The 23,939-nt window shown below is 55.5% G+C and carries 20 protein-coding genes and 1 other annotated feature; of the genes, 17 read left to right on the forward strand and 3 right to left on the reverse strand.

Annotated features, from left to right (window positions below; all coding sequences use genetic code 11):
* Positions 1 to 114: 114 nt before the first annotated feature.
* The 9 genes from V3851_RS21310 to argS all read left to right on the forward strand — a co-directional run bounded on the left by V3851_RS21310 (position 115) and on the right by argS (position 11,700).
* The gene (locus V3851_RS21310) at positions 115 to 3,816 is read left to right on the forward strand and encodes a DNA polymerase III subunit alpha (RefSeq protein WP_331848561.1); all 3,702 of its coding nucleotides are present in this window, start codon (positions 115 to 117) and stop codon (positions 3,814 to 3,816) included.
* Between the two features lie 168 nt (positions 3,817 to 3,984).
* On the forward strand, positions 3,985 to 4,485 hold the full coding sequence (locus tag V3851_RS21315) for a phosphatidylglycerophosphatase A family protein (RefSeq protein WP_331848562.1): 501 nt from the start codon (positions 3,985 to 3,987) through the stop codon (positions 4,483 to 4,485).
* Between the two features lie 160 nt (positions 4,486 to 4,645).
* Positions 4,646 to 4,834, forward strand: a complete 189-nt coding sequence (locus tag V3851_RS21320; protein WP_331848563.1) for a glutamate decarboxylase — start codon at positions 4,646 to 4,648, stop codon at positions 4,832 to 4,834.
* An 86-nt stretch (positions 4,835 to 4,920) separates the two neighbouring features.
* The gene (accD, locus tag V3851_RS21325; protein WP_331848564.1) at positions 4,921 to 5,814 is read left to right on the forward strand and encodes an acetyl-CoA carboxylase, carboxyltransferase subunit beta; all 894 of its coding nucleotides are present in this window, start codon (positions 4,921 to 4,923) and stop codon (positions 5,812 to 5,814) included.
* A 1-nt stretch (position 5,815) separates the two neighbouring features.
* On the forward strand, positions 5,816 to 6,883 hold the full coding sequence (locus tag V3851_RS21330) for an acetyl-CoA carboxylase carboxyltransferase subunit alpha (RefSeq protein ID WP_331848565.1): 1,068 nt from the start codon (positions 5,816 to 5,818) through the stop codon (positions 6,881 to 6,883).
* A 112-nt stretch (positions 6,884 to 6,995) separates the two neighbouring features.
* Positions 6,996 to 8,417 (forward strand): pyruvate kinase, encoded by a 1,422-nt coding sequence (pyk, locus tag V3851_RS21335; protein ID WP_331848566.1) that lies wholly within the window; start codon positions 6,996 to 6,998, stop codon positions 8,415 to 8,417.
* Between the two features lie 106 nt (positions 8,418 to 8,523).
* Positions 8,524 to 8,943: an acyl-CoA thioesterase gene (locus V3851_RS21340; protein WP_331848567.1), complete on the forward strand. Its 420-nt coding sequence runs from the start codon at positions 8,524 to 8,526 to the stop codon at positions 8,941 to 8,943.
* A gap of 89 nt (positions 8,944 to 9,032) precedes the next feature.
* The gene (locus V3851_RS21345; RefSeq protein WP_331848568.1) at positions 9,033 to 9,425 is read left to right on the forward strand and encodes an FxsA family protein; all 393 of its coding nucleotides are present in this window, start codon (positions 9,033 to 9,035) and stop codon (positions 9,423 to 9,425) included.
* Positions 9,426 to 9,468: 43 nt separating this feature from the next.
* Positions 9,469 to 9,713 (forward strand) — a binding site (T-box leader).
* Between the two features lie 226 nt (positions 9,714 to 9,939).
* Positions 9,940 to 11,700 carry an arginine--tRNA ligase gene (gene argS, locus V3851_RS21350; protein ID WP_331848569.1) on the forward strand — a complete coding sequence of 587 codons (1,761 nt, stop codon included), beginning with the start codon at positions 9,940 to 9,942 and terminating at the stop codon, positions 11,698 to 11,700.
* 19 nt (positions 11,701 to 11,719) lie between these two features.
* Here argS and ytvI read toward each other — a convergent pair whose 3' ends face one another.
* Positions 11,720 to 12,838 (reverse strand): sporulation integral membrane protein YtvI, encoded by a 1,119-nt coding sequence (gene ytvI / locus V3851_RS21355; protein WP_331848570.1) that lies wholly within the window; start codon positions 12,836 to 12,838, stop codon positions 11,720 to 11,722.
* A 404-nt stretch (positions 12,839 to 13,242) separates the two neighbouring features.
* Between ytvI and V3851_RS21360 the strand changes: the two genes are divergently transcribed.
* From V3851_RS21360 to V3851_RS21375, 4 genes are all read left to right on the forward strand, one after another.
* On the forward strand, positions 13,243 to 14,355 hold the full coding sequence (locus V3851_RS21360; protein WP_331848571.1) for a citrate/2-methylcitrate synthase: 1,113 nt from the start codon (positions 13,243 to 13,245) through the stop codon (positions 14,353 to 14,355).
* Positions 14,356 to 14,473: 118 nt separating this feature from the next.
* Complete coding sequence (icd, locus tag V3851_RS21365; RefSeq protein ID WP_331848572.1) at positions 14,474 to 15,769, forward strand: NADP-dependent isocitrate dehydrogenase; 1,296 nt, start codon at positions 14,474 to 14,476, stop codon at positions 15,767 to 15,769.
* 15 nt (positions 15,770 to 15,784) lie between these two features.
* A complete protein-coding gene (mdh, locus tag V3851_RS21370; RefSeq protein WP_331848573.1) occupies positions 15,785 to 16,726 on the forward strand; it encodes a malate dehydrogenase in 942 nt (313 codons plus the stop codon).
* A 134-nt stretch (positions 16,727 to 16,860) separates the two neighbouring features.
* The gene (locus V3851_RS21375) at positions 16,861 to 17,286 is read left to right on the forward strand and encodes a hypothetical protein (RefSeq protein ID WP_331848574.1); all 426 of its coding nucleotides are present in this window, start codon (positions 16,861 to 16,863) and stop codon (positions 17,284 to 17,286) included.
* Between the two features lie 44 nt (positions 17,287 to 17,330).
* Here V3851_RS21375 and V3851_RS21380 read toward each other — a convergent pair whose 3' ends face one another.
* Positions 17,331 to 17,666 (reverse strand): helix-turn-helix domain-containing protein, encoded by a 336-nt coding sequence (locus V3851_RS21380; protein WP_331848575.1) that lies wholly within the window; start codon positions 17,664 to 17,666, stop codon positions 17,331 to 17,333.
* A 141-nt stretch (positions 17,667 to 17,807) separates the two neighbouring features.
* Between V3851_RS21380 and V3851_RS21385 the strand changes: the two genes are divergently transcribed.
* Positions 17,808 to 18,689, forward strand: coding sequence for a glycosyltransferase family 2 protein (locus V3851_RS21385; protein WP_331848576.1), 882 nt, complete (start codon positions 17,808 to 17,810; stop codon positions 18,687 to 18,689).
* Positions 18,690 to 18,866: 177 nt separating this feature from the next.
* A complete protein-coding gene (locus tag V3851_RS21390; protein ID WP_331848577.1) occupies positions 18,867 to 19,736 on the forward strand; it encodes an SDR family oxidoreductase in 870 nt (289 codons plus the stop codon).
* Between the two features lie 119 nt (positions 19,737 to 19,855).
* Here V3851_RS21390 and yfbR read toward each other — a convergent pair whose 3' ends face one another.
* Positions 19,856 to 20,470, reverse strand: a complete 615-nt coding sequence (yfbR, locus tag V3851_RS21395) for a 5'-deoxynucleotidase (RefSeq protein WP_331848578.1) — start codon at positions 20,468 to 20,470, stop codon at positions 19,856 to 19,858.
* Between the two features lie 96 nt (positions 20,471 to 20,566).
* Here yfbR and V3851_RS21400 point away from each other — a divergent pair, with 96 nt between their 5' ends.
* Positions 20,567 to 22,114, forward strand: a complete 1,548-nt coding sequence (locus V3851_RS21400) for a fumarate hydratase (protein WP_331848579.1) — start codon at positions 20,567 to 20,569, stop codon at positions 22,112 to 22,114.
* Positions 22,115 to 22,116: 2 nt separating this feature from the next.
* The gene (pnpS, locus tag V3851_RS21405) at positions 22,117 to 23,919 is read left to right on the forward strand and encodes a two-component system histidine kinase PnpS (RefSeq protein ID WP_331848580.1); all 1,803 of its coding nucleotides are present in this window, start codon (positions 22,117 to 22,119) and stop codon (positions 23,917 to 23,919) included.
* Positions 23,920 to 23,939: the final 20 nt, after the last annotated feature.

The raw sequence follows: 23,939 nt of genomic DNA on the forward strand, positions 1-23,939 counted from the left end.
TTCCAAGTTTTGCGCTTGTCCCGCTTTATACCATTCTATGGGCGTATTTGCGCAATGTATGATAAAATATTTAAAAAGGGAACAAATGTTTTGATTAAGGAAGGAATGGAACGCATGGATAGCTTCGTTCATCTGCACGTACATAGTGAATACAGTCTGCTCGACGGCGCCGCGCGCCTGGAGGATCTCGTAACCAAAGCGGCCGGCTTTGGCATGAAATCGCTGGCACTCACCGACCACGGCGTGATGTACGGCGCGATTCCTTTTTATAAATTGTGCAAGGAGCACGGCATCAAGCCGATCATCGGCTGCGAGATGTATTTTACGGCGGCGTCGCGGAAAGAGCGGGGAAGCCGGAAGGACCAGCCGATCCACCATCTGATTCTGCTGGCCAAGAACGAAACCGGATACCGCAATCTGATGCGGCTTTGTTCGATCGGCCATCTGGAGGGTTTCCATTATAAGCCGCGGATCGATTGGGAGGTGCTTGAGCGACATAAGGAAGGCCTGATCTGTCTCAGCGCCTGCCTCGGCGGCGAAGTGCCGCAGCATTTGCTGCACGGCCGCATGGAGGAGGCGAAGCGGGCCGCGCTGCGCTACCGGGAGGCGTTCGGCGAGGATTTCTACCTGGAGCTGCAGGATCACGGCATGCCGGAGCAGAAAAAGGTCAACCCGCTGCTGGTTGAACTTGCCCGGGAGACGGGAATCGCTCTTGTGGCGACCAACGACGTGCATTATCTAGGGGAAGGGGACGCGGAGGTACAGGATGTGCTGATCTGCATCGGCACGGGCAAAACCGTCGACGACGAGGACCGGCTTAAGATGGAAACGAGCCAGCTTTATCTGAAAAGCGGCGAGCAAATGGCCGCGCTGTTCCCCCATCTCCCCGAGGCCATCGCCAACACCGCCGTAATTGCCGATAAATGCGAATTGGAGCTGGAGTTCGGCCGGCATATTTTGCCGGCATACCGGCCGATTCCGGAGGGGATGACCCCGGAAAGTTACCTCGCATCGCTTTGCGGGCAAGGGCTGGAGGAACGGTACGGGCATTTGCCGGAGTGGCGGGATGAGGCGGAGCGGTCCAAGCTGCGGGAGCGGCTGGATTACGAACTGAAGGTTATCGCCAGCATGGGCTTTTCCGACTATTTTCTCATCGTATGGGATTTCATCGCCTATGCGCACCGCCACGGCATCGCGACCGGGCCGGGCCGGGGATCCGCGGCGGGCAGCCTCGTGGCTTACGTGCTGCGGATTACGAATGTCGATCCGATCAAATACAAGCTGTTGTTTGAACGGTTCCTCAACCCCGAACGGATCACGATGCCGGATATCGACATCGACTTCAGCGACGAGCGGCGCGACGAGGTCATCGCTTATGTGACGGACAAATACGGGTCCGAGCATGTCGCGCAGATTATCACGTTCGGGACGATGGCCGCCCGCGCGGCCGTCCGCGATGTCGGCCGGGCGCTGAACGTGCCGTTCGGCGAGGTCGACAAGGTCGCCAAGCTGATCCCCGGGCATTTAGGGATGACGATCGACCGGGCTTTGCAGGAAAGCCCGGATTTAAAGCAGCTTTATGATACGCAGGCCCGGATCAGGGGCCTGATCGATATGGCGCGCAAGGTGGAGGGCATGCCGCGCCACGCCTCCACCCATGCGGCCGGGGTCGTTATTTCCCGCGATCCGCTTACGGATGCGGTGCCGCTGCAGGCGGGCGGCGAAGGCGTGGCCCTGACCCAGTATTCGATGGAAAATCTGGAAGCGGTCGGCCTCTTGAAGATGGATTTCCTCGGCCTCCGCACCCTGTCCATCATCGAGCGCTCCATGCGCTGGATCGAGGAGCAGACCGGGCAAAGCCCCGACTTCCGCACGATCCCCGATGACGATCCCCTGACCTATGCCATGCTCGGTTCCGGGGAGACGACGGGCGTATTCCAGCTGGAATCCTCCGGCTGCCGGCGGGTGCTCCGCGATCTTAAGCCGACGGGGTTCGAGGATGTGGTCTCGGTCGTGGCGCTTTATCGTCCGGGGCCGATGGAATTTATTCCGAAATTCATTTCCTCGAAACACGGGGACACGACCATCGAGTATCCTCATCCGGACCTGGAGCCGATCCTTGGCGATACGTACGGCATCATCGTCTACCAGGAACAAATCATGCAGATCGCCTCGGTCATGGCCGGCTTCTCGCTCGGGGAAGCGGACCTGCTGCGCCGGGCGGTGTCGAAGAAGAAACGCGAAGTTCTGGATGAGCAAAGGGAGCATTTCGTCGCCGGCAGCATTGCTCAAGGGTACGCCGAGAAGGATGCCAACGCGGTGTACGATATGATCGTGCGCTTCGCAAACTACGGTTTTAACCGAGCGCATGCCGCGGCATACGGGGTGCTCGCTTTTCAGACGGCCTATTTGAAGGCCCATTATCCGGTGCATTTTATGGCGTCGATGCTGACGGCCGTCATGGGCAGCCACCGCAAAGTGGCGGAATATATCGTGGAATGCCGACGCATGGGCATTACGGTGCTTCCGCCCGACGTCAACGAGAGCGGTGTGCTGTTTACGCCGCAGGCCCGGGCGGGCGTGGGCCTGACAACCGTGCCCGCAGGCACGGAGGCTGAGGAAGACGGGGCCGGTACGGATGATACCGCCGGTTCGCTCGGCGTGATCCGCTTCGGGCTGGCGGCGATCAAAAATGTCGGCACCCAGGCGATGGAGAGCATCTTGCAGGAGCGTGAGGAGCGGCCGTTCGACAGCCTGCTCGATTTCTGCCGCCGCGTCGACTTGCGCGTCTGCAACAAGCGCGTGATCGAGTCGCTGATTCAGGGCGGGGCGTTCGACAGCCTGCCGGGTCACCGGGCCCAACTGCTCGCGATGCTCGACGAGACGGTCGAGGCGGCGATGAAATGGCGCAAGGAGCGGGAGGATCTGCAAATTCAGCTGTTCGATTTCGTGGAGACGCCGAATTGGGACATCGAATATCCCGAAGTCCCCGCATTTACGGCGACCCAGCAGCTTGAGCTGGAGCGCGAGCTGCTGGGGCTGTACTTGTCCGGCCATCCGCTCGACGATTATGACGAGCTGCTGGAACGCGAAGGGGCGGACCGGCTGATGGATCTCTCCGAGGCGCCGGACGAGAGCAAGGCGATCGTCGCCGGGATGGTCGTATCGGTGAAGGCGATCACGACCAAGCAGGGGAAGGCGATGGCCTTCATGGAGCTCGAAGACCAGATCGAGCGGTGCGAGGTCGTGCTGTTCCCCGAGGTATGGCGGCGCTCGGCGCGCCATGTGACCAAGGGCGCGCTGCTGGCGCTGCGCGCCACCGTCCAGCAGCAGGACGAGGGCTTCAAGCTGCTGGCCGACGAACTGGCGCCGCTTAGCGCGGAGAGCGTCGCGCAGCTGAAGCGCGGCCTCGCCGCGCGCGCGGGCCGCAGCAACGCCGGGCCGGGCGGCGCCGCGGCCAAGGCCGCCCGCCCGGCGGCAACCGCGCCCGCGCCGTCAGCGCCCGCCCAAGCGCCGGCAGCGGCGCAGGGCGGCGCTCCGGACACCGGCGGGCACGCGCCGGACGGGCGCGGGCGGAAGACGCCCGCCCGGCAGCGCGTCTTCGTCAAGATTGCGGCCGCGGCGGAGAACGCGCGCCTGCTGGAGCAGCTCAAAGCGGTGCTCGAGCTTCATCCCGGCCCGCTGCCGACCGTGCTGTTCTACGAGAGCACCGGCAAGCTGCTCGCGCTCAGCGAGCGCTACAATATCAAGCCGTCGCCGGAGCTGTTCCGGCAAATGGAGCAGCTGCTCGGCCCGGAAACAGTAAGAGTGAAGTAAGCTCGGCAGAGGCGCTTTTGCATTGATTATATTTTAACGAACATTTCATCATTTCCCCGCATACACTTAGGAACACGGGTAGCCGACTCCTGCCGGATGAATGTGGCCGGGTGCCGGGAGGGCGGGAAAGACCCGGGGAATGCCCCTACGGGTACGGGAGGGATGAACATGTCATATGAAATCGCCGAGGCGATGCTATTGCGCCGCGGGGTACGGCTCGCGGATATCGCCGAAATCGTATATTCGCTCCAGCTTCCGTATCATGACGATCTGGAAATGGAGCAATGTGTGGAGAGCGTGAAGGCGGTGCTGCAAAAACGTGAGGTTCAATACACTTTGTTTACGGGGATCGCCTTGGATGAACTGGCCGAGCAGGGAGCGCTTAACGAGCCGCTTCAATCGATTCTCGAGGCGGATGAGCCTTTGTACGGAGTCGATGAGACGATGGCGCTTGGGATTACGAGCGTGTTCGGCATGATCGGGCTGACAAGCTTCGGCTATTTGGACAAGGTCAAGCCTGAAATTATCGGCAGGCTGAACAATAAAGGACCGCATATCCATGTATTTCTGGATGATCTTGTGGCCGGACTCGCGGCTGCGGCATCGGCGAGAATCGCCCACCGGAGTTCGAACGCCGCCATTTACGGCGCCGGCGGAGAACAAGTCTGACTGCACCGGTTCCGCCCTCCGTCCAGTATTTTGCAATTCGGGAACTTTGGCCCTTAAATGCCTTTAAACCTCTCTTTGTTGCGGGATTTTTGAAAATTATGTTATCATTACTCTATTATATAGGGGCTCAAAGATGAGGTTAGGGGGCTTAGTAAGGGACATGTGGACCGTAATGTACATTGCGCCTACCGCCAAAGTTGCGGAAATGATCAAGACGAAACTCACCGAAGAAGGCTTTCTTGTCCAAACTCGCCCTGTTAATTTATCCAAACAGCAGTTTGAAATTCTGGTGCCGTCCGGTGAACTGGAAGAGGTTCAAGAGGTTCTTAATACGATATTGCATCCTTAGAGGCAAGGAAATCAGCTCGTTACGGACTAATTTCCTTGTCTTGCTGTGATGCGGCCAAAAACATTAACGGCTGAAGAGGTGTAGCTGTGTTTAAAGATTTATTTCAGAAAAAAAGAAAATACGCGACCATTCCTTCAGAACGTTTGGGGAGCGATCCAAATTCGCAGCCGGGAGACCGGCCGAAACGTGAAATTCCGGAAGGTCTGATGAATAAATGCAGCCGCTGCGGCAGCATCCAATACAGTAAAGAGCTGGAAAAAAATTTGAAAGTTTGCCCCTCTTGCGGATACCATATGCGGCTTAACGCTCTGGAACGCATCCGGATGATTTTGGATGAGGGAAGCTTTGCGGAATACGACGCCGATTTGGTTTCCGTCGATCCGCTGCAGTTTCCGGGATATGCGAACAAACTGGAGCAGCAAAAGCTGAAATCCGGACTTCGCGAAGCCGTCGTCACCGGAGAAGGAACAATCGGCGGATTTCCGGCGGTTGTGGCGGTGATGAGCTTCGACTTCTTTACGGGCAGCATGGGCTCGGTCGTCGGCGAGAAAATAACGAGAGCGATCGAAGCGGCCGCCGAGAAACGGCTTCCGATGATTATTTTCTCGACCTCCGGCGGGGCGCGGATGCAGGAAAGTATTCTAAGCCTGATGCAGATGGCCAAAACGAGCGCCGCTTTGGCCCGGTTGGACGAGCAGGGCGGCCTGTTTATCTCGGTCATTACGGATCCGACCACCGGGGGCGTTTCGGCCAGCTTCGCCATGCTTGGCGATATTATTATCGCCGAGCCGGGAGCGGTGTTCGGCTTTGCCGGACGAATCGTCATTGAACAGACGATCCGCCAGAAGCTGCCGGACGATTTCCAGACGGCGGAATTCAATTTGCAGCACGGACAGCTCGACATGGTCGTCCATCGCAAAGAGCTGAAAGCGACGCTGGCCCGGCTGTTGGATTTGCACGGCGTGAAGGGAGGAGTATAGAGTGGCAGGTGAATTGCCTTTTGAATCGCCTCTCGTGAAGCTCCGCGAGAAGATACAGGAGCTTGAGCAATTCGGCCAGGAGAAGGGGATCGATTTCAGCGAGGAAATCGCCCGGCTCGAAGAACGCTATAAGCAGCTTGAGGAAGAGATCTACAGCAATATCTCGCCCTCGCAAAAAATGCATTTGGCCCGCCATCATCAGCGTCCGACCTCGCTGGATTTGATCGGGATCATATTCGACGAATTCCTTGAACTGCACGGGGACCGTCTGTTCGGGGACGACCTTGCGGTCGTCGGGGGACTGGCCAAGCTTGCCGGGAAGCCGGTTACGGTCATCGGCCAGCAGCGCGGCAAGGACACGAAGGACAATATCGCCCGCTTCTTCGGCAGCCCCCATCCGGAAGGGTTCCGCAAGGCGCTCCGGCTGATGCGTCAGGCGGAGAAGTTCGGCCGGCCGATCATTACCTTGATCGATACCAAGGGAGCTTACCCGGGGAGCACCGCCGAAGAGAGAGGGCAGTCCGAAGCGATCGCCCGCAATTTGCTGGAGATGGCCAGATTGCGCGTGCCGGTCGTCTGCGTCGTCATCGGCGAAGGCGGCAGTGGCGGGGCGCTTGCGCTCGGCGTAGGCAACCGCGTGCTCATGCTGGAGAACGCGATTTATTCGGCCATTTCCCCGAATGGGGCGGCCTCGATTCTTTGGAAGGATGCCTCCAAAGCGGATCAGGCGGCCGAAGCGATGAAGATTACCGCCCAGGACCTCCTGGAGATGGAAGTCATCGAGGAGATCGTTCCGGAACCGCGGGGCGGCGCCCACCGGGATTACGAGGCGACCGCGGCGGCGATCAAGGAAGGGCTGCTGCGCCATTTGGAGGATTTGTCGCAGATGCACCCGGACGAGCTGGTGGAGGACCGATACCTGAAATTCCGCAAAATCGGCGAATTTGCCGAGGAGAAGCTCGATGCGATTCCCCATGGGGATACCGTGGAAAGCGAAGAAGCCGGGGTAAAAGAACCAACTGTGGAAGAGCTTGTAAATGATGGCTCCACACTAGTAAGCAACGACTAATTTACTGTTGTTACAATATGATAAACTTCCTATACAAATCGGGAGAATTGTAGTAAATTTAATTGTTGGAAAAGATGTATAGAGAGAACAAAATAAACGGAGGAAACCCAAAATGCGCAAAACAAAAATCGTATGTACTATCGGTCCTTCCAGTGAATCGTTAGAAAACACCAAGAAACTGATTATGGCTGGAATGAACGTCGCTCGCCTGAACTTCTCCCACGGAGATTACGAGGAGCATGGAAACCGGATCAAAACGATCCGTCAAGCGAGTGCAGAGCTGGGGAAAACTGTCGCCATACTGCTGGACACCAAAGGTCCTGAAATCCGCACCGGCAAATTGAAGGAAGAACCGATTGAGCTCGTGCAAGATGAGCTGATCACCTTGACCACGGAAGAAATTCTTGGTGACAAGGACCGTATCTCCATCACTTACAGCGATCTTCCGGGAGACGTGGAAGTCGGTTCGACCATTTTGATCGATGACGGTTTGATCGGTCTGACCGTGCTGGATATTCAAGGAACCGAGATCAAATGCCGCATCGTCAACGGCGGAACGATCAAGAGCAAGAAGGGCGTAAACGTACCCGGCGTGGCCATTTCCCTGCCAGGCATCACAGAGAAAGACGCTAACGATATCAGATTCGGGATCGAGCAAGGCATCGATTTCATTGCGGCTTCCTTCGTACGTAAAGCCAGCGACGTGCTTGAAATCCGTCAATTGCTGGAAAGCAATAATGCCACTCATATCCAAATCATCTCCAAGATCGAGAACCAACAAGGTGTCGATAACCTGGATGAAATTTTGGAAGTTTCCGACGGTTTGATGGTAGCCCGCGGCGACCTTGGCGTGGAAATTCCTGCGGAAGATGTGCCTCTGGTACAAAAACGCATGATCGAGAAATGTAACCGCGTCGGCAAACCGGTTATTACGGCTACGCAAATGCTGGATTCGATGCAGCGTAACCCGAGACCGACACGCGCCGAAGCGAGCGACGTAGCGAACGCGATCTTCGACGGTACCGATGCGATCATGCTGTCCGGCGAAACGGCTGCCGGGAAATATCCGGTAGAATCCGTACTGACGATGTCCCGCATCGCCGAAAAAGCGGAATCCGCTTTGGAATACCGCGAAATCTTCATCAAACAAAGCAACGCGCAGCAAACGACCGTTACCGAAGCGATCAGCCAAGCGGTGGCCAACTCCGCTCTTGAACTGAACGCCAAGGCGATCATCACTTCGACCGAAACCGGTTATACGGCTCGCATGGTATCCAAATACCGTCCGAAAGCTCCGATCATCGCTGTAACTACCGAAGATCAAACGCTTCGCCGCCTTGCCCTGAACTGGGGCGTAACGCCGGTGAAAGGCCAAGTGGCGACTTCCACGGACGAAATGTTCGACAACGCCATGAAGGGCGGATTGGATTCCGGCCTCGTGAAGGAAGGCGATCTGGTTGTTATTACGGCGGGTATCCCTCTGGGACAATCCGGATCGACGAACCTGATTAAGATCGGACAAGTACGCAAATAGGTTAAAGAGATCAATATACTTTATTAATAAAGCAATGGGGAGGCCGGAAACGGATCTACCATTGCTTTTTTAACATCATAGGAGCAAGGAAGGAGGCGTACTTATCTTGTATGTCAGCGAATTAGTCATCGAGCCCAAATATTATGAATTCGATATGATGGGCATCATTTATCACGCCAATTACTTGGGCTGGTTTGAAACGGGCCGCACCAAGCTGATCGAGGATTTGGGCTTTAAATATATCGATATGGAGCGGGCCGGATACATTTCGCCCGTACAGGAATTGCGGATCGAATACAAAAAAGGCATCCGTTACGGCGACGAAGTGTTGCTGAAAACTTGGATCAAGCAGAACGGCGGGGTGAAGACGGAGTACGGATACGAGGTCCGAAACGGAGAAGGCGAGCTTTGCGTGGAGGGAACGTCGACCCATTATGTGGTCCGGCGGGAGGACTTCAAGCCGGTGCAGTTCAAGAAGGTGTTTCCCGACTGGTACGCGGCATTCGAGGAAGCCAGCAAATTTTGATTCCGGGGAATCAAAACGGTACAATACTCTTATAAGTAAGTTTTTTGGCATCAATAGGATGATATGCTGCTAAACAAAGGAGTTATTATATGCGTAAATGGATTGCCGTTTTGATTGTTGTGGTTCCCATTATCGAATTTTGGGGATATGTGGAGGTTGCCGAGAGATTGGGCCTTTGGAAAACCGTGTTTCTCACGCTGGCTACGTCGGTCATCGGGGGATTAATGATGCAGTTCGAGGGACGGAAGATACTGGCTGACGCGAAAGCCCAAATGGTCGATAACCGGGTTCCGGGGCGAATGATGATCGACGGCATTTGCGTCTACGGCGGCGGGATTTTGCTGCTGTTTCCGGGATTTATTACGGATTTGATCGGGTTTACGATGGTCTTTCCGCTGACGCGACCGCTTTACCGGCTGGTGCTGACTAAGTGGATCGGCAAAAAAATCAAGGACGGCTCCATTACTTTTTTCCGGCGTTGACTTTTCTGAGTTTATCCTATATAAATATTTTTAACTAATTGATGAAATATCGATGAACGGGACAGTACTTTGCGATAGTCGCCATGACAGCGAGCCGGAAGGGTGGGAGCCGGTATGGAGAACGTGAAGGAAGCGGGCCCGGGAGATGGATGGCCGAAGGTTGGCGCTATGCTTTAATAGCGGCAGTAGGCTATCCCGGCGACCGGCCGTTATCCGGAAGAGTGGCTGAGCTTTGCTCATGCACTTAGAGTGGTACCGCGGGAAACTATCAAGTCTCTCGTCTCTGATTTGGAGACGGTGGACTTTTTTTATTTCGGGGGGAAGGGCAGATCAACTGGAAAACCTCCGGTTATTTTAACGGGTACCCCCGGTTGATATAGAAAAAGCGGCGGATTAGATGCAGATTTTCCAGTTGATTTGGTTTTGATTTGAGTTTTCACAAAATTAACAGGAGGAAATCCAGTTATTTTGCACGATGGCAACAAACCAAAATAATAAAAGGAGAGCATCGGTTATGGATCAATTCAAACATCGCATCGCCGCAAATGTAGCTTCGTTACTGGAGGGAATCCCGGCGGAGGAAATCCGCGGGCTGCTGGAGGTTCCGCCCGGCCCGGCCATGGGTGATCTCTCCCTGCCCTGCTTCAAACTCAGCAAAGCGCTGCGCAAGTCTCCAACCGCCATCGCGGAAGAATTGGCCGACGGCATCCAAGGAGGGAATAGAGAAAACGTCATCGCCAACGTGTCCGCGGTATCGGGTTATTTGAACATCCGCCTGGACCGGACGGCGGCCGCCAGGGAGGTCTTGCCGGGCATTTTGTCATCGGGGGAGAACTACGGCTCGCAAACGGCCGGGGAGGGGAAAACGATCGTGATCGATTTCTCCTCGCCCAATATCGCCAAGCCGTTTCATGTCGGGCATTTACGCTCCACGGTGATCGGTGCCGCCCTTTACCGCATTTTCAATTTTCTCGGATACCGCTGCGTCGGAATTAATCATCTCGGAGATTGGGGCACCCAGTTCGGCAAGCTGATCACGGCCTACCGCCGCTGGGGAGATTCTGCCAAGCTGGAACAGGGAGCGATCGACGAACTGCTGGGCTTGTATGTGCGCTTTCATGAAGAGGCGGAGCGCGATCCGGCGCTGGAGGAAGAGGCCAGAGCCTGGTTCGCCAAGATGGAGCGGGGGGATGAGGAGGCGCTTGCCCTGTGGCGGAAATTCGTGGACGTAAGCCTGGCCGAATTTGCCAAGATTTACGAGCTGCTCGGCGTCACTTTTGATTTCGTAACCGGGGAGAGCTTCTACAATGACCGGATGGGTCCCGTGATCCAGGAGCTGAAGCAAAAGGGACTGCTTGTGGAGGATCAGGGCGCCTGGCTCGTCCGGCTTGACGATTATGATATGGCACCGGCTTTAATGCTGAAGCAGGACGGAAGCTCGCTGTACCATACGCGCGATGTCGCGGCGGCGATATACCGGAAGGATACGTATGATTTTCACAAAGCCATTTATGTAACGGATTATTCGCAAAGTCTGCATTTCCGCCAGTGGTTCAAGGTGGTGGAGCTGATGGGATATGACTGGGCACAGGATCTGGTGCATGTTCCGTTCGGGCGGGTGAGTCTGGAAGGGGCCAGCCTGTCCACGCGAAAAGGCAATGTCGTCAAGCTGGAGGAGCTTTTGACGCAGGCGATTTCGAAAATCGGCGAGATTATCGAGTCGAAAAACCCGGGTCTGGCGCATAAAGAGGAGGTTGCAAGGCAAGTCGGGGTCGGCGCGGTCATTTTCAACGACCTCAGCGGGAACCGGATCAAGGACATCGAGTTTTCCTGGGAGGACGCGCTAAGCTTTGAGGGGGAAACGGGGCCGTATGTCCAATATACTTACGCCAGGGCTTCCAGCGTTCTGCGTAAGGGGGCGGGCCGGCAGGAACAAGCGGCTTTGTCTCCGGAGTATCCCGACGGCAATGGAACGAATGTTGAACCGGATAATGCATTCGATAGCCTGACCGGAGAAGCCGAATTTGCGCTGGTGAAGCAATTGTCCCTGTTTCCGGAAAAGGTGGAGCAGGCCGCGGCCAAACTGGAGCCCTCGATCGTCACCCGCTATCTGGTGGATGCGGCGCAAGCGTTCAACCGCTTTTATCACGATTGTCCGATCTTGACGGAGGACCGCGCTTTGCGTTCGGCTAGGCTGGCCTTGGTACAATGTGTGCAAATCACGCTTCGTAACGGCCTCAGTCTTATCGGCCTAAAATTTCCGGAGGAGATGTAAATTTAGCCGATCAGCCATGCTACCGCAGCCTGCCGTTCAGAATATAGTTTCGCAGATCCCGCAGCACGCCCGCGCGTAGGACGGCTCCGAAGACGACGAACGAAACGGGGCCGATGATGAGCCCGAACACCCCGAACAGCTTCAGCCCGACGAACATGGAGATCAGGGTCGGCAGCGGGTCGAGCCCGACGCTGGTGGCCAGCACCTTTGGCTCGAGCAGTTGTCTCGCCACCAGAATGACGCCGTACAGAATCGAAAGCCCGATGCCGAACCCGACATCTCCCGTCATAAAGGCATAAAGCAGCCAGGGGACCATTACCGTTCCGACGCCGAGATAAGGAAGCAGGTCGACAAATCCGATCAGAATCGCATAGGTAAAAGCGGAGTCCACGCGCAGGATGAGCAGCCCGATGAACACGATGACGGCGGTGATCGAAATCATGATGAATTGGGCGCGGAAATATCCGAACAGCGCTTTCTGCAGATCCCGCCACACTTCGCCTCCGGTCTTGCGGAACGGGGATGGGACCAGGCCGGAAAGGAAGCGCATATTGCGTTCCCAGTTTTTGCTGATAAAAAAAGCCGCCAGCAGGATGACGATCAGGATGAGCCCCAGGTTGGGCAGCGAGGTCAGCACCCCTACGATCCCGTTCAAAAGACTTCCGAGCAGCTTCGATATGGCCGAGCTGATCGTCGAGGTGGTGGTGTCGATATTTTTGTTGATCGTATTTTCATAGCCCGGGTTATCCGCGATAAAGCGGTTGATTTCATTGATGATATTTTGGATTCCCTCGCTTTGGCTCCATTCCACAAACCATTTTCGCCACTCCGCTATATGGAAATCGAGCGTTTCCGACAGCGCAATCAGCTCTTTGACAAGCCGGGTGACCGCGGCCGAGAGGACGATCAAGGTTCCGCCGACATAGGCGATCAGCGCGGTAGTGACCGCCAGCCAGCGCGGCAGTTTGGCGGCCGACTGCAGCCAGCGGACGAGCGGGTTCATCGCATAGGCGATCAGCCAGGCGATCAGAAACGGATAGATTAACGGCAGCAGCCAGTATAGTCCGAAGGCCAACAGGACCAGGACGATACATACCCAGCCGCCCCGGAGCAGTCGCTTCGTCATCGTATGATCCAAGCTGCATTCCCCCTTTTCGGACAGGTCTTCTTCTACCCTATTACTTAGCCTGTTTTTGTATTCCGGAAACAAGGTATAGAATTCAATAGGAATTCGGCATCGTGTAAAAATCTGGATTTTCTACACAATTAATAATGGAAGATGTGATATATGTCGCTGATAAAAGAAAACGATTACAAAAAATCCTTTATGAAGGTGATAAAACAATTTGATGTTTCCGTCTGGGCGGATCGGGTTCCCTTGCTTTCTAAAATCCAGTATGATTAATTTACGGGCCACACTGGGGGCTATGCCTTAGCCAGGGGCTATCTTTCGCACTGCTCTGAAAATTTTGAATTTTTAAATTGAAAATGTTTTCATTGGCTTGTTTGGCTCTTATTTCGTTTCTAAAGGAGAGATGTACTATGACAGCTACCAAAGGTTTGGAAGGTGTTGTGGCAGCAACTTCATCGATCAGTTCCATTCACGATGGGGTCCTCGCCTATCGCGGGTTTAACATTGACGACCTGGCTGAGCGCGCGAGCTATGAAGAGACGGCTTATTTGCTTTGGTACGGCAAGCTGCCGACCAAGAAACAGTTGGCAACCCTGCAGGAGCAGCTGGGCGAATATGCGCCGGTTCCTGAGGCGGTACTAGAGCAAATGAAGCTGTATCCCCGCGAAGCGAATACGATGGCCGTTTTGCGTACTGCGGTGTCGGCTTTGGCTTTGTACGACGAGCATGCGAATGACAACAACCGAGAAAGCAATCAGATCAAGGCGATCAAGCTTCAGGCCCAACTGCCGACGCTCATTGCCGCTTTCGCCCGGATTCGCGAAGGCAAAGAGCCCGTCGCACCGCTCAAGGACGTATCCTTGGCTCACAATTTCCTTTATATGCTGTCCGGCGAAGAGCCCGATCCGGTGGCCGTACGTGCTTTGGATCAGGCGCTGGTGCTGCACGCGGACCATGAGCTCAATGCCTCCACGTTTTCCGCCCGCGTGACGATCGCAACCTTATCGGATATTTATTCCGGCGTGACTTCGGCCATCGGAACATTGAAGGGCCCGCTGCACGGAGGAGCGAACGAGGCGGTCAGCCGGATGCTGAGCGAAATCGGCACGCTCGAAGCGGCCGAACCGTATATCCGCAAGAAGCTGGACAATAAGGAGAAGATTATGGGCTTCGGGCATCGCGTATACAAGAACGGCGATCCGCGGGCGAAGCACCTGCAGAAAATGTCCCGTCAGCTCGGGCTGATGAAGGGCGACACGACCCTTTACGATATTTCGGTCAAAGTGGAGGAGCTTGTCACCGGTCAAAAGGGATTGAAGCCGAACGTCGATTTCTACTCCGCTTCCGTGTACACGATGTTGGGGATTCCGACGGATCTGTTTACCCCGATTTTTGCGATCAGCCGTTTGTCGGGATGGACCGCGCATATTTTGGAGCAGCTGGACGACAATCGGATTATCCGGCCGCGCGCGGAATACACCGGGGCGACCAATCAGCGTTACATTCCGATCGATTTGAGATAAAACACTTGGCCAACCCGGGAAACCGGGTTGCCGTTTGTGTTACAATGATTTTCATAAGGATTTGCTATCAACGCCAATTCGCTCGAAACCAATTCATTGTTAGGAGGAACATATAAATATGCTGCAATTGGAGAAGTTCAGCCTTCCGACCGAAGGCGATAAAATCGTTATCGAAGACGGCAAGCTTCAGGTGCCGAACAACCCGATCATTCCTTTTATCGAGGGAGACGGCACGGGCCGGGACATTTGGAAAGCGTCGAAGCGCGTGCTGGATGCCGCGGTGGACAAAGCTTACGGCGGCGAGAAGAAGATCGCCTGGTACGAAGTGTTTGCCGGTGAGAAGGCCTACAATACATACGGGGAATGGCTGCCGGCCGATACGCTGACCGCTATTCGCGAGTATATTGTGGCGATCAAAGGTCCGCTCACGACGCCGATCGGCGGCGGTATCCGCTCACTTAACGTAGCGCTGCGCCAGGAGCTCGACCTGTACGTATGCCTCCGCCCGGTTCGCTACTTCGATGGCGTGCCTTCTCCGGTGAAGCGTCCGGAGCTCGTGGACATGGTTATTTTCCGGGAAAATACCGAAGACATCTACGCGGGAATCGAATACAAGGAAGGCTCCGAAGAAGTGAAGAAGGTGCTGTCCTTCCTGCAGAACGAAATGGGCGTCAAGAAGATCCGCTTCCCGGAAACGTCCGGCATCGGCATCAAGCCGGTTTCGGAAGAGGGTTCGAAACGCCTGGTGCGCGCCGCCGTCGAATATGCGATCAAACACGGCCGCAAGAGTGTGACGCTCGTGCACAAAGGCAATATTATGAAGTTTACGGAAGGCGCGTTCAAAAACTGGGGCTATGAAGTGGCCGAAGCGGAATTCGGCGACAAGGTATTCACTTGGGCCCAGTACGACCGGATCAAGGAAGAGTCCGGCGCGGATGCGGCCAATCAGGCGCAGAAGGAAGCCCAGGAAGCCGGCAAAATCATCATCAAGGATGCGATTGCCGATATCGCGTTGCAGCAGGTGCTGACGCGTCCGACCGATTTCGACGTGATCGCGACCTTGAACCTGAACGGCGACTACTTGTCCGACGCGTTGGCGGCCCAAGTTGGCGGCATCGGGATCGCGCCGGGCGCGAACATCAACTATGTGACGGGACACGCGATCTTCGAAGCCACGCACGGCACGGCGCCTAAATACGCCGACCTGGATGTCGTCAACCCGGGATCGGTCATTCTGTCCGGCGTCATGCTGCTTGAGCATCTGGGCTGGCAGGAAGCGGCGGATCTTATCTACAAGGGCCTGGAAACTTCGATCAACAACAAGACGGTAACCTACGACTTTGCCCGCCTGATGGAGGGCGCTACCGAAGTGAAATGCTCCGAATTCGCGGATCAAGTTATTAAAAATATGTAGGGGGTCTTGATCAACGTGGCTATTCAACGCAAAAAAATCACCGTTGTCGGCGCCGGCTTCACCGGGGCGACGACCGCACTAATGCTCGCGCAGAAGGAACTCGGGGATGTCGTGCTGCTCGATATTCCGCAGCTGGAGAACCCTACGAAGGGCAAGGCGCTCGACATGCTTGAAGCGAGCCCGGTCCAAGGCTTCGACAGCAATATCGTCGGCACATCCTCCTACGAGGACGCGGCGGGATCCGATATCGTCATTATCACGGCCGGAATCGCCCGCAAACCGGGGATGAGCCGGGACGATCTCGTGAACACGAATGCGGGAATCGTCACTTCCGTTTGCGAAAACGTGAAGAAATATTGCCCGGATTCCACCGTCATTATCCTGAGCAACCCGGTGGACGCGATGACCTATGCGGCCTATCAGGCGCTCGGTTTCCCGAAAAACCGCGTCATCGGCCAATCGGGCGTACTTGATACCGCCCGGTACTGCACGTTTATCGCGCAGGAGCTGAACGTGTCGGTCGAAGATGTGCGCGGCTTCGTGCTCGGCGGCCATGGCGACGACATGGTACCGCTCGTGCGGTACTCCAGTGTCGGCGGCATTCCGATCGAAACGCTGCTGCCGAAGGAACGCATCGACGCAATCGTACAGCGTACGCGCGTCGGGGGCGGCGAGATCGTGAACCTGCTCGGCAACGGCAGCGCCTACTATGCGCCGGCCGCATCGCTGGTGCAAATGACGGAAGCGATCCTGAAAGACAAGAAGCGGATTTTGCCGGTCATTGCGCTGCTGGAAGGCGAGTACGGCTACGACGGCCTGTTTATGGGCGTTCCGGCCATTTTGGGCGGAGGCGGAATCGAGAAAGTATTCGAACTGGAGCTGACGGCGGACGAAAAAGCGGCGCTGGACAAATCGGCATCATCGGTCCGGAATGTTATCGAGGTCGTAAAAGGCTGAGTATATCCGAATTGTGAATCTATGAAAGAAGGAACCTTTTCATTTACGGGAAGGTTCCTTTCTTTTGCGGTAAAGTATGGGTATAATAGATTGTAACAAATTTAATTGACGATGAAAGGCGGTTATGATTAGACATGTACGGTGTAATGTTGTTCCTTCATATTGTGGGAGCTCTATCATTAGGATTTTACCTGATCCTGCCGATTGTGTTCGCTAAAGTGGCCAAGCTGTCCCCGGCTGCGCAGGAAGGCACGGTGTCGGCCGTCAAAACGCTGAACACCTACGCGCAAATCGGACTCGCCGTCCAACTGCTGACCGGAGGCTACTTGATGACTCAAGGTGAATATTCGATCCCATGGATGATTATTGTCGTCGTTTTGCTGCTGGCGATCGGCGCGTTCAGCGGAATCATCGGCAAGCCGCTGCGCCAGATGCTGGAGAGCATCCGTTCCAACAGCGGAGCCGCGCAGGCTGCGGGCAAGCTGCGTACGTTCAGTACGCTGCTGTGCGTATGCGTGCTGCTGATTACGTTCTTTATGGTTTACAGCCATATCATTTAGTACATAGCAAAGGCCTGCCGGATTTCCGGCAGGCCTTTGCTATGTTATTTTACCATGTCGTCCAAATGGGCGAACATCAGCTTGATCACGTCCAGCGCCAGCTGTTTTTCCTTGGCCGAGCGGTCGGTCATGATCTGGCGGATTTGGTTCATAAATTGGTCGTCATTAACTTCGATGGAATCATGGAGCAAATAATCCACGGTCACGCCGAGCTGGTTGGCCAGCTTGACGAGCGTATCGAGCGACAGGCTTCGTTCGCCGCGCTCAATTTGTCCTATGTATGCATCGGAAACCTCGATTTTTTCGGCGAGTTTTTCCTGGGTCAAGTTCATTTTATGCCGTTCTTGCCGCAGTCTTCTGCCCAAAGCATCGTAGTCCATATAACCCCTCCTGTATTTACCATAGTTAGATTGAGAGGCAAAGGTAATAAACTATTAGTTTTGTTTGTATTTACTGGAAGCATGAATTGGGTTATTATGGAATCATATATTTTATCATTTTTGTCTTTAAGGAGAACTGTTATGTCCTTCCAAGCAACGGTTTCTATCATCATTACGGTCAAGAATGACGGAGTCGATTTGTTCATGACCATGGAATCGCTGAAGGTATCACGGACCCTGCTTTCCTATGAAGTTATTATCGTCAATGATGGTTCGATCGACGGATGCTGCGATTTTCTGATGAACTACAAGTTTCCTAGGCCTATCAGAATGCTTAGGGGACAAAGCGGCGTCCCTTCCCGGAATCTAGCGGCGGCCCATGCCACGGGGGAATATTTGATCTTTTGCAGCCCCCGTTTGTATTTTGAAGACGAGTGGATGGAGCTGCTGCTGGAGCCGCTCATCGCCGGGGCGGCGGATTGCGTCTCGCCCGCCTTCACGCTGCATGAATCATCGCGGGCCAAGCCCAAGCGCAGCTCCGAAGGCGTCCTGCTGCAATCGGTTTACGATTTCCCGAGGATCGGGTCCGGGACCGAAATTCCATGGCTTAGCGGGGAATGCTTTGCCTTAAGCAGAGAGAGGTTCCAGGATATCGGCGGCATGGCGGACGGATTCAGCAGCAAGGAGCTGGAGACGGCCGAATTCTCGCTTCGAGTCTGGCTGTTCGGCGGTATTTGCCGAATCGTCCCTCAAGTGGCGCTTATGCAGGTATTCAGGCATAACTTTCCAAGCGATGACAGCGGCAACAAGTGGGAAGCGGATCTGTTGAGACTGGCCTGCCTTCACTTGAACGAGCGGCGCATCGCCGCCTGCCGGGAGCTGATCAGCCGGTTCGGCGGTCCCGAGATTTTGCGGAATGAAAGCGTCATCCTTGATTCGGCCGAACTCCTTCGCGACAAATATGCCTCCCGGCGTATTTATGACGATTCATGGTTCTTCGACCGTTTTGGCATTTCTTTTTAGCGTTTGACTTGGTCCGGGCTGTTTGGCTTTTCCCTCCCGGTGGTAAGTAAAGGTTTGAAGCGGGTCATACCCGTTCGGGCTGTTACCCGATGATTCAAGTTATGGCATAAGCTTCAGCTTGTACGCTTATCCTAGACGGGTAGGCAATCTTTACTACCAACGGAAGGAGAATGCACCATGTCAGGAAACGGACAACCTAAAGAGACGATGCCGGCCCAGCATCAGAACCGGCAGCCGGGAATGGAAACGGACATGCATCCGCGCCCCGAATACGAGGGAGCTTATTTGGCCGCCGGTAAGCTGCGGGGCAAAGTCGCCCTGATCACCGGAGGTGACAGCGGAATCGGCCGTGCGGTCGCCGTGGCCTATGCCAAGGAGGGCGCGGACATCGCGATCGTATATTTGAACGAGCACGAAGACGCGAACAAGACCAGAGCCGAGGTCGAGCAGGAAGGCCGCAAATGTTTGCTGCTTCCGGGCGATGTCGGCGACGAAAAGTTTGCGCAGCAAGCCGTCAAGCAAACGGTCGACGAACTCGGCGGCCTGGATATTCTGATCAACAATGCGGGCGAGCAGCATCCGCAGCAGGAAATTGTGAATATTACGACGGAGCAGCTCGAGCGGACGTTCCGCACCAATATTTTCTCCATGTTCCACTTCGTGAAAGCCGCGATGCCGCACCTGAAACAAGGCAGTGCGATCATCAATACGGCCTCGGTTACCGCATATAAAGGAAATCCGACCTTGATCGATTACTCCGCGACGAAAGGGGCGATTGTCAGCTTTACGCGGGCCCTGTCGATGAATATCGTCGGCAAAAAGGGCATCCGCGTCAACGCCGTCGCGCCGGGACCCGTGTGGACGCCGCTCATTCCGTCGACTTTCGACGCGGAGCAAGTGTCCAAATTCGGCGGCAACACGCCGATGCAGCGCCCCGGCCAACCGGAAGAGCTGGCCCCCGCTTATGTATTCCTGGGCAGTGACGATTCGTCCTACATAAGCGGACAGGTTATCCATGTCAATGGCGGAGATATCGTCAACGGTTAAGCGCCGCTTAAATAGGGTGTGGCTCCGCTTGATAGCGGCGGTCAAACCCGCAATATACAAAGCCCCTGTTTCCGCGTCCCGCGGCAGCAGGGGCTTGTTGCTTTTCGATTATACCGGGATTACAGGGGTTCCTCATCTTTGGACAGCTCGTCGAGCGTCATTTCGAAGCTCGGGGCAAAGCGTTCTAAGAAATATGCCACTTCCGGCAGATTCAGCCGGTCCAGCTTCTCCTGAAGCTGCTGTTTGGCGACGGCAAATTCGCGGTTTCCGCCGGCCAGCTCCCAGGCGCATTTCAAATAGGCGTCCAGACTGTCCGCCGCTTTGACTATCTTGAGCAGCTCGGCATCCTCTTCGGATCCGGGATGGCGGCCCGGAGCAAGCAGCGGGGCATACACCTGCCGCAATTCGGCGGGAACCATGGACAGTAGCCGCTCCGCGGCGATATTCTCCATTTCCCGAAAGTTGGACAGCAGCTTCGGATTATGATGCTTGACGGGCGTCGGAATATCGCCCGTAAACACCTCGGTCGCATCGTGAAACAAAGCGAGTGTGGCCGCGCGCTCCGCGTTCAGCTTGCAGCAGAACTTCTCGTTGCCGATCTCGCACAGAAGATGGGACAAGAGCGCCACGTGGAAAGAATGCTCGGCCACGTTTTCATTGGCGGTGCTGCGCATCAGGCTCCAGCGCTGGATCGAACGGAGGCGGTACATATAAGCGGAAAAATGATAGCCCATCTGTGACAAACCTCTCTTTTTTAATCAACCTTGGGATATGTACTGTGTTATTATAAAGCTATCAAGAGTTTAAAGACAAGAGAGGGGAAATTGGAAATGCGTCAGTTTGAAGAGAGCGTTTACAAATTAATTGTGGAAACTTCAACCAATTTGCCCGGGGATGTTCGCCGGGCGGTGAACCGGGGACGCGCGCTGGAAAACGAGGCGACCCGGGCGGGCCTGGCCCTGTCGACGATTACTCAGAACATCAACATGGCCGAGGAGCAAATTTCCCCGATCTGCCAGGATACCGGCATGCCTACATTTATTATCCATACGCCGGTCGGCGTCAATCAAATCGAAATGAAAAAAGACATCAAATCCGCGATCCAGCGTGCCACTAAGAACGGCAAGCTGCGCCCGAATTCGGTCGATTCGCTCACTGGGGAGAACAGCGGCGACAATCTCGGGCCGGGCACCCCGGTTATGCATTTTGAACAGTGGGAAGAAGATTATATCGATATCCGGCTGATCCTGAAGGGCGGCGGTTGCGAAAACAAAAATATTCAATACAGCCTTCCCGCCGAATTGGAGGGCTTGGGCCGCGCGGGCCGAGATCTGGACGGCATCCGCAAATGCATTCTGCATGCAGTATACCAGGCGCAGGGGCAAGGCTGCAGCGCGGGCTTCATCGGCGTCGGCATCGGGGGCGACCGGACGACCGGGTATGAGCTGGCCAAGCAGCAGCTGTTCCGTCCGGTTGACGATGTCAACCCGGTTCCCGAGCTTGACCGCCTGGAGCGCTATATCATGGAAGCCGGGAACCAGCTCGGCATCGGCACGATGGGCTTCGGCGGCGAAGTGACGCTACTCGGCTGCAAGATCGGCGCCGCCAACCGGCTGCCGGCGAGCTTCTTCGTTTCGGTGGCGTACAACTGTTGGGCTTTCCGTCGCCAGGGCGTCAAGATCGATCCCGCTACCGGCGAGATCGCCGGCTGGCTGTATCCGTCCGGCAGCGAGGTACCGATGGAAGAGCCCCGGCAGGAGAGCGCGGCGACGGCCGATGCTTCACTTCCTTCCAAAGGACGGGAAGTCGTGCTGCAGACGCCGATTACAGAGGAACAGATTCGCAGCCTACGCGTCGGGGACGTGGTGATTATTCAAGGAGAGATGCATACCGGGCGCGATGCGCTGCATAAATACCTGATGGATCACGACGCGCCCGTCGATTTGAACGGGGCGGTAATATATCATTGCGGTCCGGTTATGCTTAAAGATGAGGAAGGCTGGCATGTGAAAGCGGCCGGTCCGACGACCAGCATCCGCGAGGAGCCGTATCAGGGCGAGATTATCAAGAAATTCGGCATCCGCGCGGTGATCGGCAAGGGGGGCATGGGTCCGAAAACGCTGGCCGCGCTGCAGGAGCACGGCGGGGTATATCTCAATGCGATCGGGGGAGCCGCCCAATATTATGCCGAATGCATCAAGAACGTAAACGGCGTCGATTTTATGGAATTCGGGATTCCGGAAGCGATGTGGCATCTTTCGGTCGAAGGCTTTGCGGCCATCGTCACGATGGATTCGCATGGCGCCAGCCTGCACGAAGGCGTCGAGAAAGCATCGCTGGAGAAGCTGGCATCCTTTAAAGAAGCGGTGTTCAAATAAGAATGAAAACCTTTCGCACGCGCATGACCATTATATTAATGAGCCTGGTCGGCATATCCATGCTAGCCGCCGGCCTGACGATGGCTCAGCTGTTCAAGGACTCCCATATTCGCGCCTTGAAGGAAAATATGGCCCGGGAAATTAATTTGCTCGAAAGTACATTCCCGTTCATCTCAAGCGGAAGCGGGGATGCGGCCGAATATTATACTTCCAAGGCACGGGAGCTTGAGAAATTGACCGATTCCCGGGTGACCTTCATCGATTTGGACGGTACGGTTATCGGCGATTCGGAAATGAGTCCGGCGGAAATGGACAATCACGCGCACCGCGAGGAGATCGAATCCGCCGAGGGCGGCGCTATCGGCAGCGCGATCCGATATAGCGAAACGATCGGCGAAGACATGCTGTATGTGGCCCATCGCGTCTCCTCGGATGCCGGGTTCGACGGATATATCCGTCTGTCGATGAGCCTGGCCGCCGTCGGACAGGAAATGAATAAAGGCTGGTATCTGATGTTCGGCGGCCTGCTCCTGCTGTTTCTGGCCGCGGCGCTCGTCAGCTACCGCGTCGCCGCCGGACTGACCCGTCCTTTGGAGCATATTACCAGAGTGGCGAACCGCATTTCCCGGCTGGAATACGACGCCCGGGTCAACCTGCATCGCCGCGATGAGATCGGCCAGCTCGGCTTGGCGATCAACGGAATGGCCGACAGCCTGCAGCAGCAGCTCAAAGTGATTCACGACAACGAGGACCTGATGCAAAGCGTGCTCGCCAATATGACCGGAGGAATATTGATGGTTGACAGCTCCGAAAATGTGGCGCTGATCAACCGCGAAGCGGAGCGGATCTTACACTTGCGCGGCGAGCAGATTCTCGGCAAATCCTATCACGAATTGAAGCGGAATTACGAGTTTATGAAATTCGTGGAGGAGGGAACCCTGCATAAGGAATTTCTGCGGGAAGAGCGGACTGTATACGATCCCGAAGAGATGATTTTGCAATTTGACGGAGTCCCGATGTTTGAGGATGACGGAAGCTACCGGGGAATGCTGTTTCTCCTTCAGGACGTTACGGAAATCCGGCGCCTTGAAGCGATGCGCAGCGAATTTGTGGCCAATGTGTCCCATGAGTTGAAGACGCCGATCGCGGCGGTCAAAGGGTTCGCCGAAACCTTGCTTGCGGGCGGGGTAAAGGACAAGGAGACGGAGCGGTCCTTCCTGCAGATCATCCATGATGAAGGGGAACGGCTGAACCGGCTCATCGGGGACATCCTGGAGCTGTCGAAGATCGAGTCGAAGCGCGCGCCGCTGGAATACGCTCCTGTGAATATCAAGGAGCTGTTCGACGGCATCTATGAGATGATGCGGGCGTCCGCGGCCAAAAAATCGATCGTCCTGGTTCAGGATATTCCTGAGCATTTGTATATTGAAGGCGATGAAGACCGTCTGAAGCAAATCTTCATGAACCTGATGTCCAACGCCATCAGCTACACACAGGATGGCGGAAGAGTGAAGGTGGATGTCGAAGTGATCGGCGAAAGCGAAGAAGAGGAGAAGGTCCGGGTTACGGTCAGCGACACGGGGATCGGTATCCCGAAAAAAGATCTGCCGCGGATCTTCGAACGGTTCTACCGCGTGGACAAGGCGCGCTCGCGCAGTTCGGGCGGAACCGGGCTCGGCTTATCCATCGTCAAGCATTTGACCGAGCTTCATCAAGGCTCCGTTCGCGTCGAAAGCAAGGTCGGCGAGGGTTCTTCGTTTATTGTGGAATTGCCGGTAATGCAGAGTGCCGAACCGGAAATTTAAACGGAGCTTTAACGTATTTT

This window comes from Paenibacillus haidiansis, from assembly GCF_036553665.1.
Taxonomy (GTDB): domain Bacteria; phylum Bacillota; class Bacilli; order Paenibacillales; family Paenibacillaceae; genus Fontibacillus; species Fontibacillus haidiansis.

Bases quoted from the DNA above. Each gene is read 5' to 3' on its own strand.
- V3851_RS21310 (WP_331848561.1), top strand. From the start codon at position 115: ATGGATAGCTTCGTTCATCTGCACGTACATAGTGAATACAGTCTGCTC.
- V3851_RS21315 (WP_331848562.1), top strand. From the start codon at position 3,985: ATGTCATATGAAATCGCCGAGGCGATGCTATTGCGCCGCGGGGTACGG.
- V3851_RS21320 (WP_331848563.1), top strand. From the start codon at position 4,646: ATGTGGACCGTAATGTACATTGCGCCTACCGCCAAAGTTGCGGAAATG.
- pyk (WP_331848566.1), top strand. From the start codon at position 6,996: ATGCGCAAAACAAAAATCGTATGTACTATCGGTCCTTCCAGTGAATCG.
- V3851_RS21345 (WP_331848568.1), top strand. From the start codon at position 9,033: ATGCGTAAATGGATTGCCGTTTTGATTGTTGTGGTTCCCATTATCGAA.
- argS (WP_331848569.1), top strand. From the start codon at position 9,940: ATGGATCAATTCAAACATCGCATCGCCGCAAATGTAGCTTCGTTACTG.
- V3851_RS21360 (WP_331848571.1), top strand. From the start codon at position 13,243: ATGACAGCTACCAAAGGTTTGGAAGGTGTTGTGGCAGCAACTTCATCG.
- icd (WP_331848572.1), top strand. From the start codon at position 14,474: ATGCTGCAATTGGAGAAGTTCAGCCTTCCGACCGAAGGCGATAAAATC.
- V3851_RS21375 (WP_331848574.1), top strand. From the start codon at position 16,861: ATGTACGGTGTAATGTTGTTCCTTCATATTGTGGGAGCTCTATCATTA.
- V3851_RS21380 (WP_331848575.1), bottom strand. From the start codon at position 17,666: ATGGACTACGATGCTTTGGGCAGAAGACTGCGGCAAGAACGGCATAAA.
- V3851_RS21385 (WP_331848576.1), top strand. From the start codon at position 17,808: ATGTCCTTCCAAGCAACGGTTTCTATCATCATTACGGTCAAGAATGAC.
- V3851_RS21390 (WP_331848577.1), top strand. From the start codon at position 18,867: ATGTCAGGAAACGGACAACCTAAAGAGACGATGCCGGCCCAGCATCAG.
- yfbR (WP_331848578.1), bottom strand. From the start codon at position 20,470: ATGGGCTATCATTTTTCCGCTTATATGTACCGCCTCCGTTCGATCCAG.
- V3851_RS21400 (WP_331848579.1), top strand. From the start codon at position 20,567: ATGCGTCAGTTTGAAGAGAGCGTTTACAAATTAATTGTGGAAACTTCA.
- pnpS (WP_331848580.1), top strand. From the start codon at position 22,117: ATGAAAACCTTTCGCACGCGCATGACCATTATATTAATGAGCCTGGTC.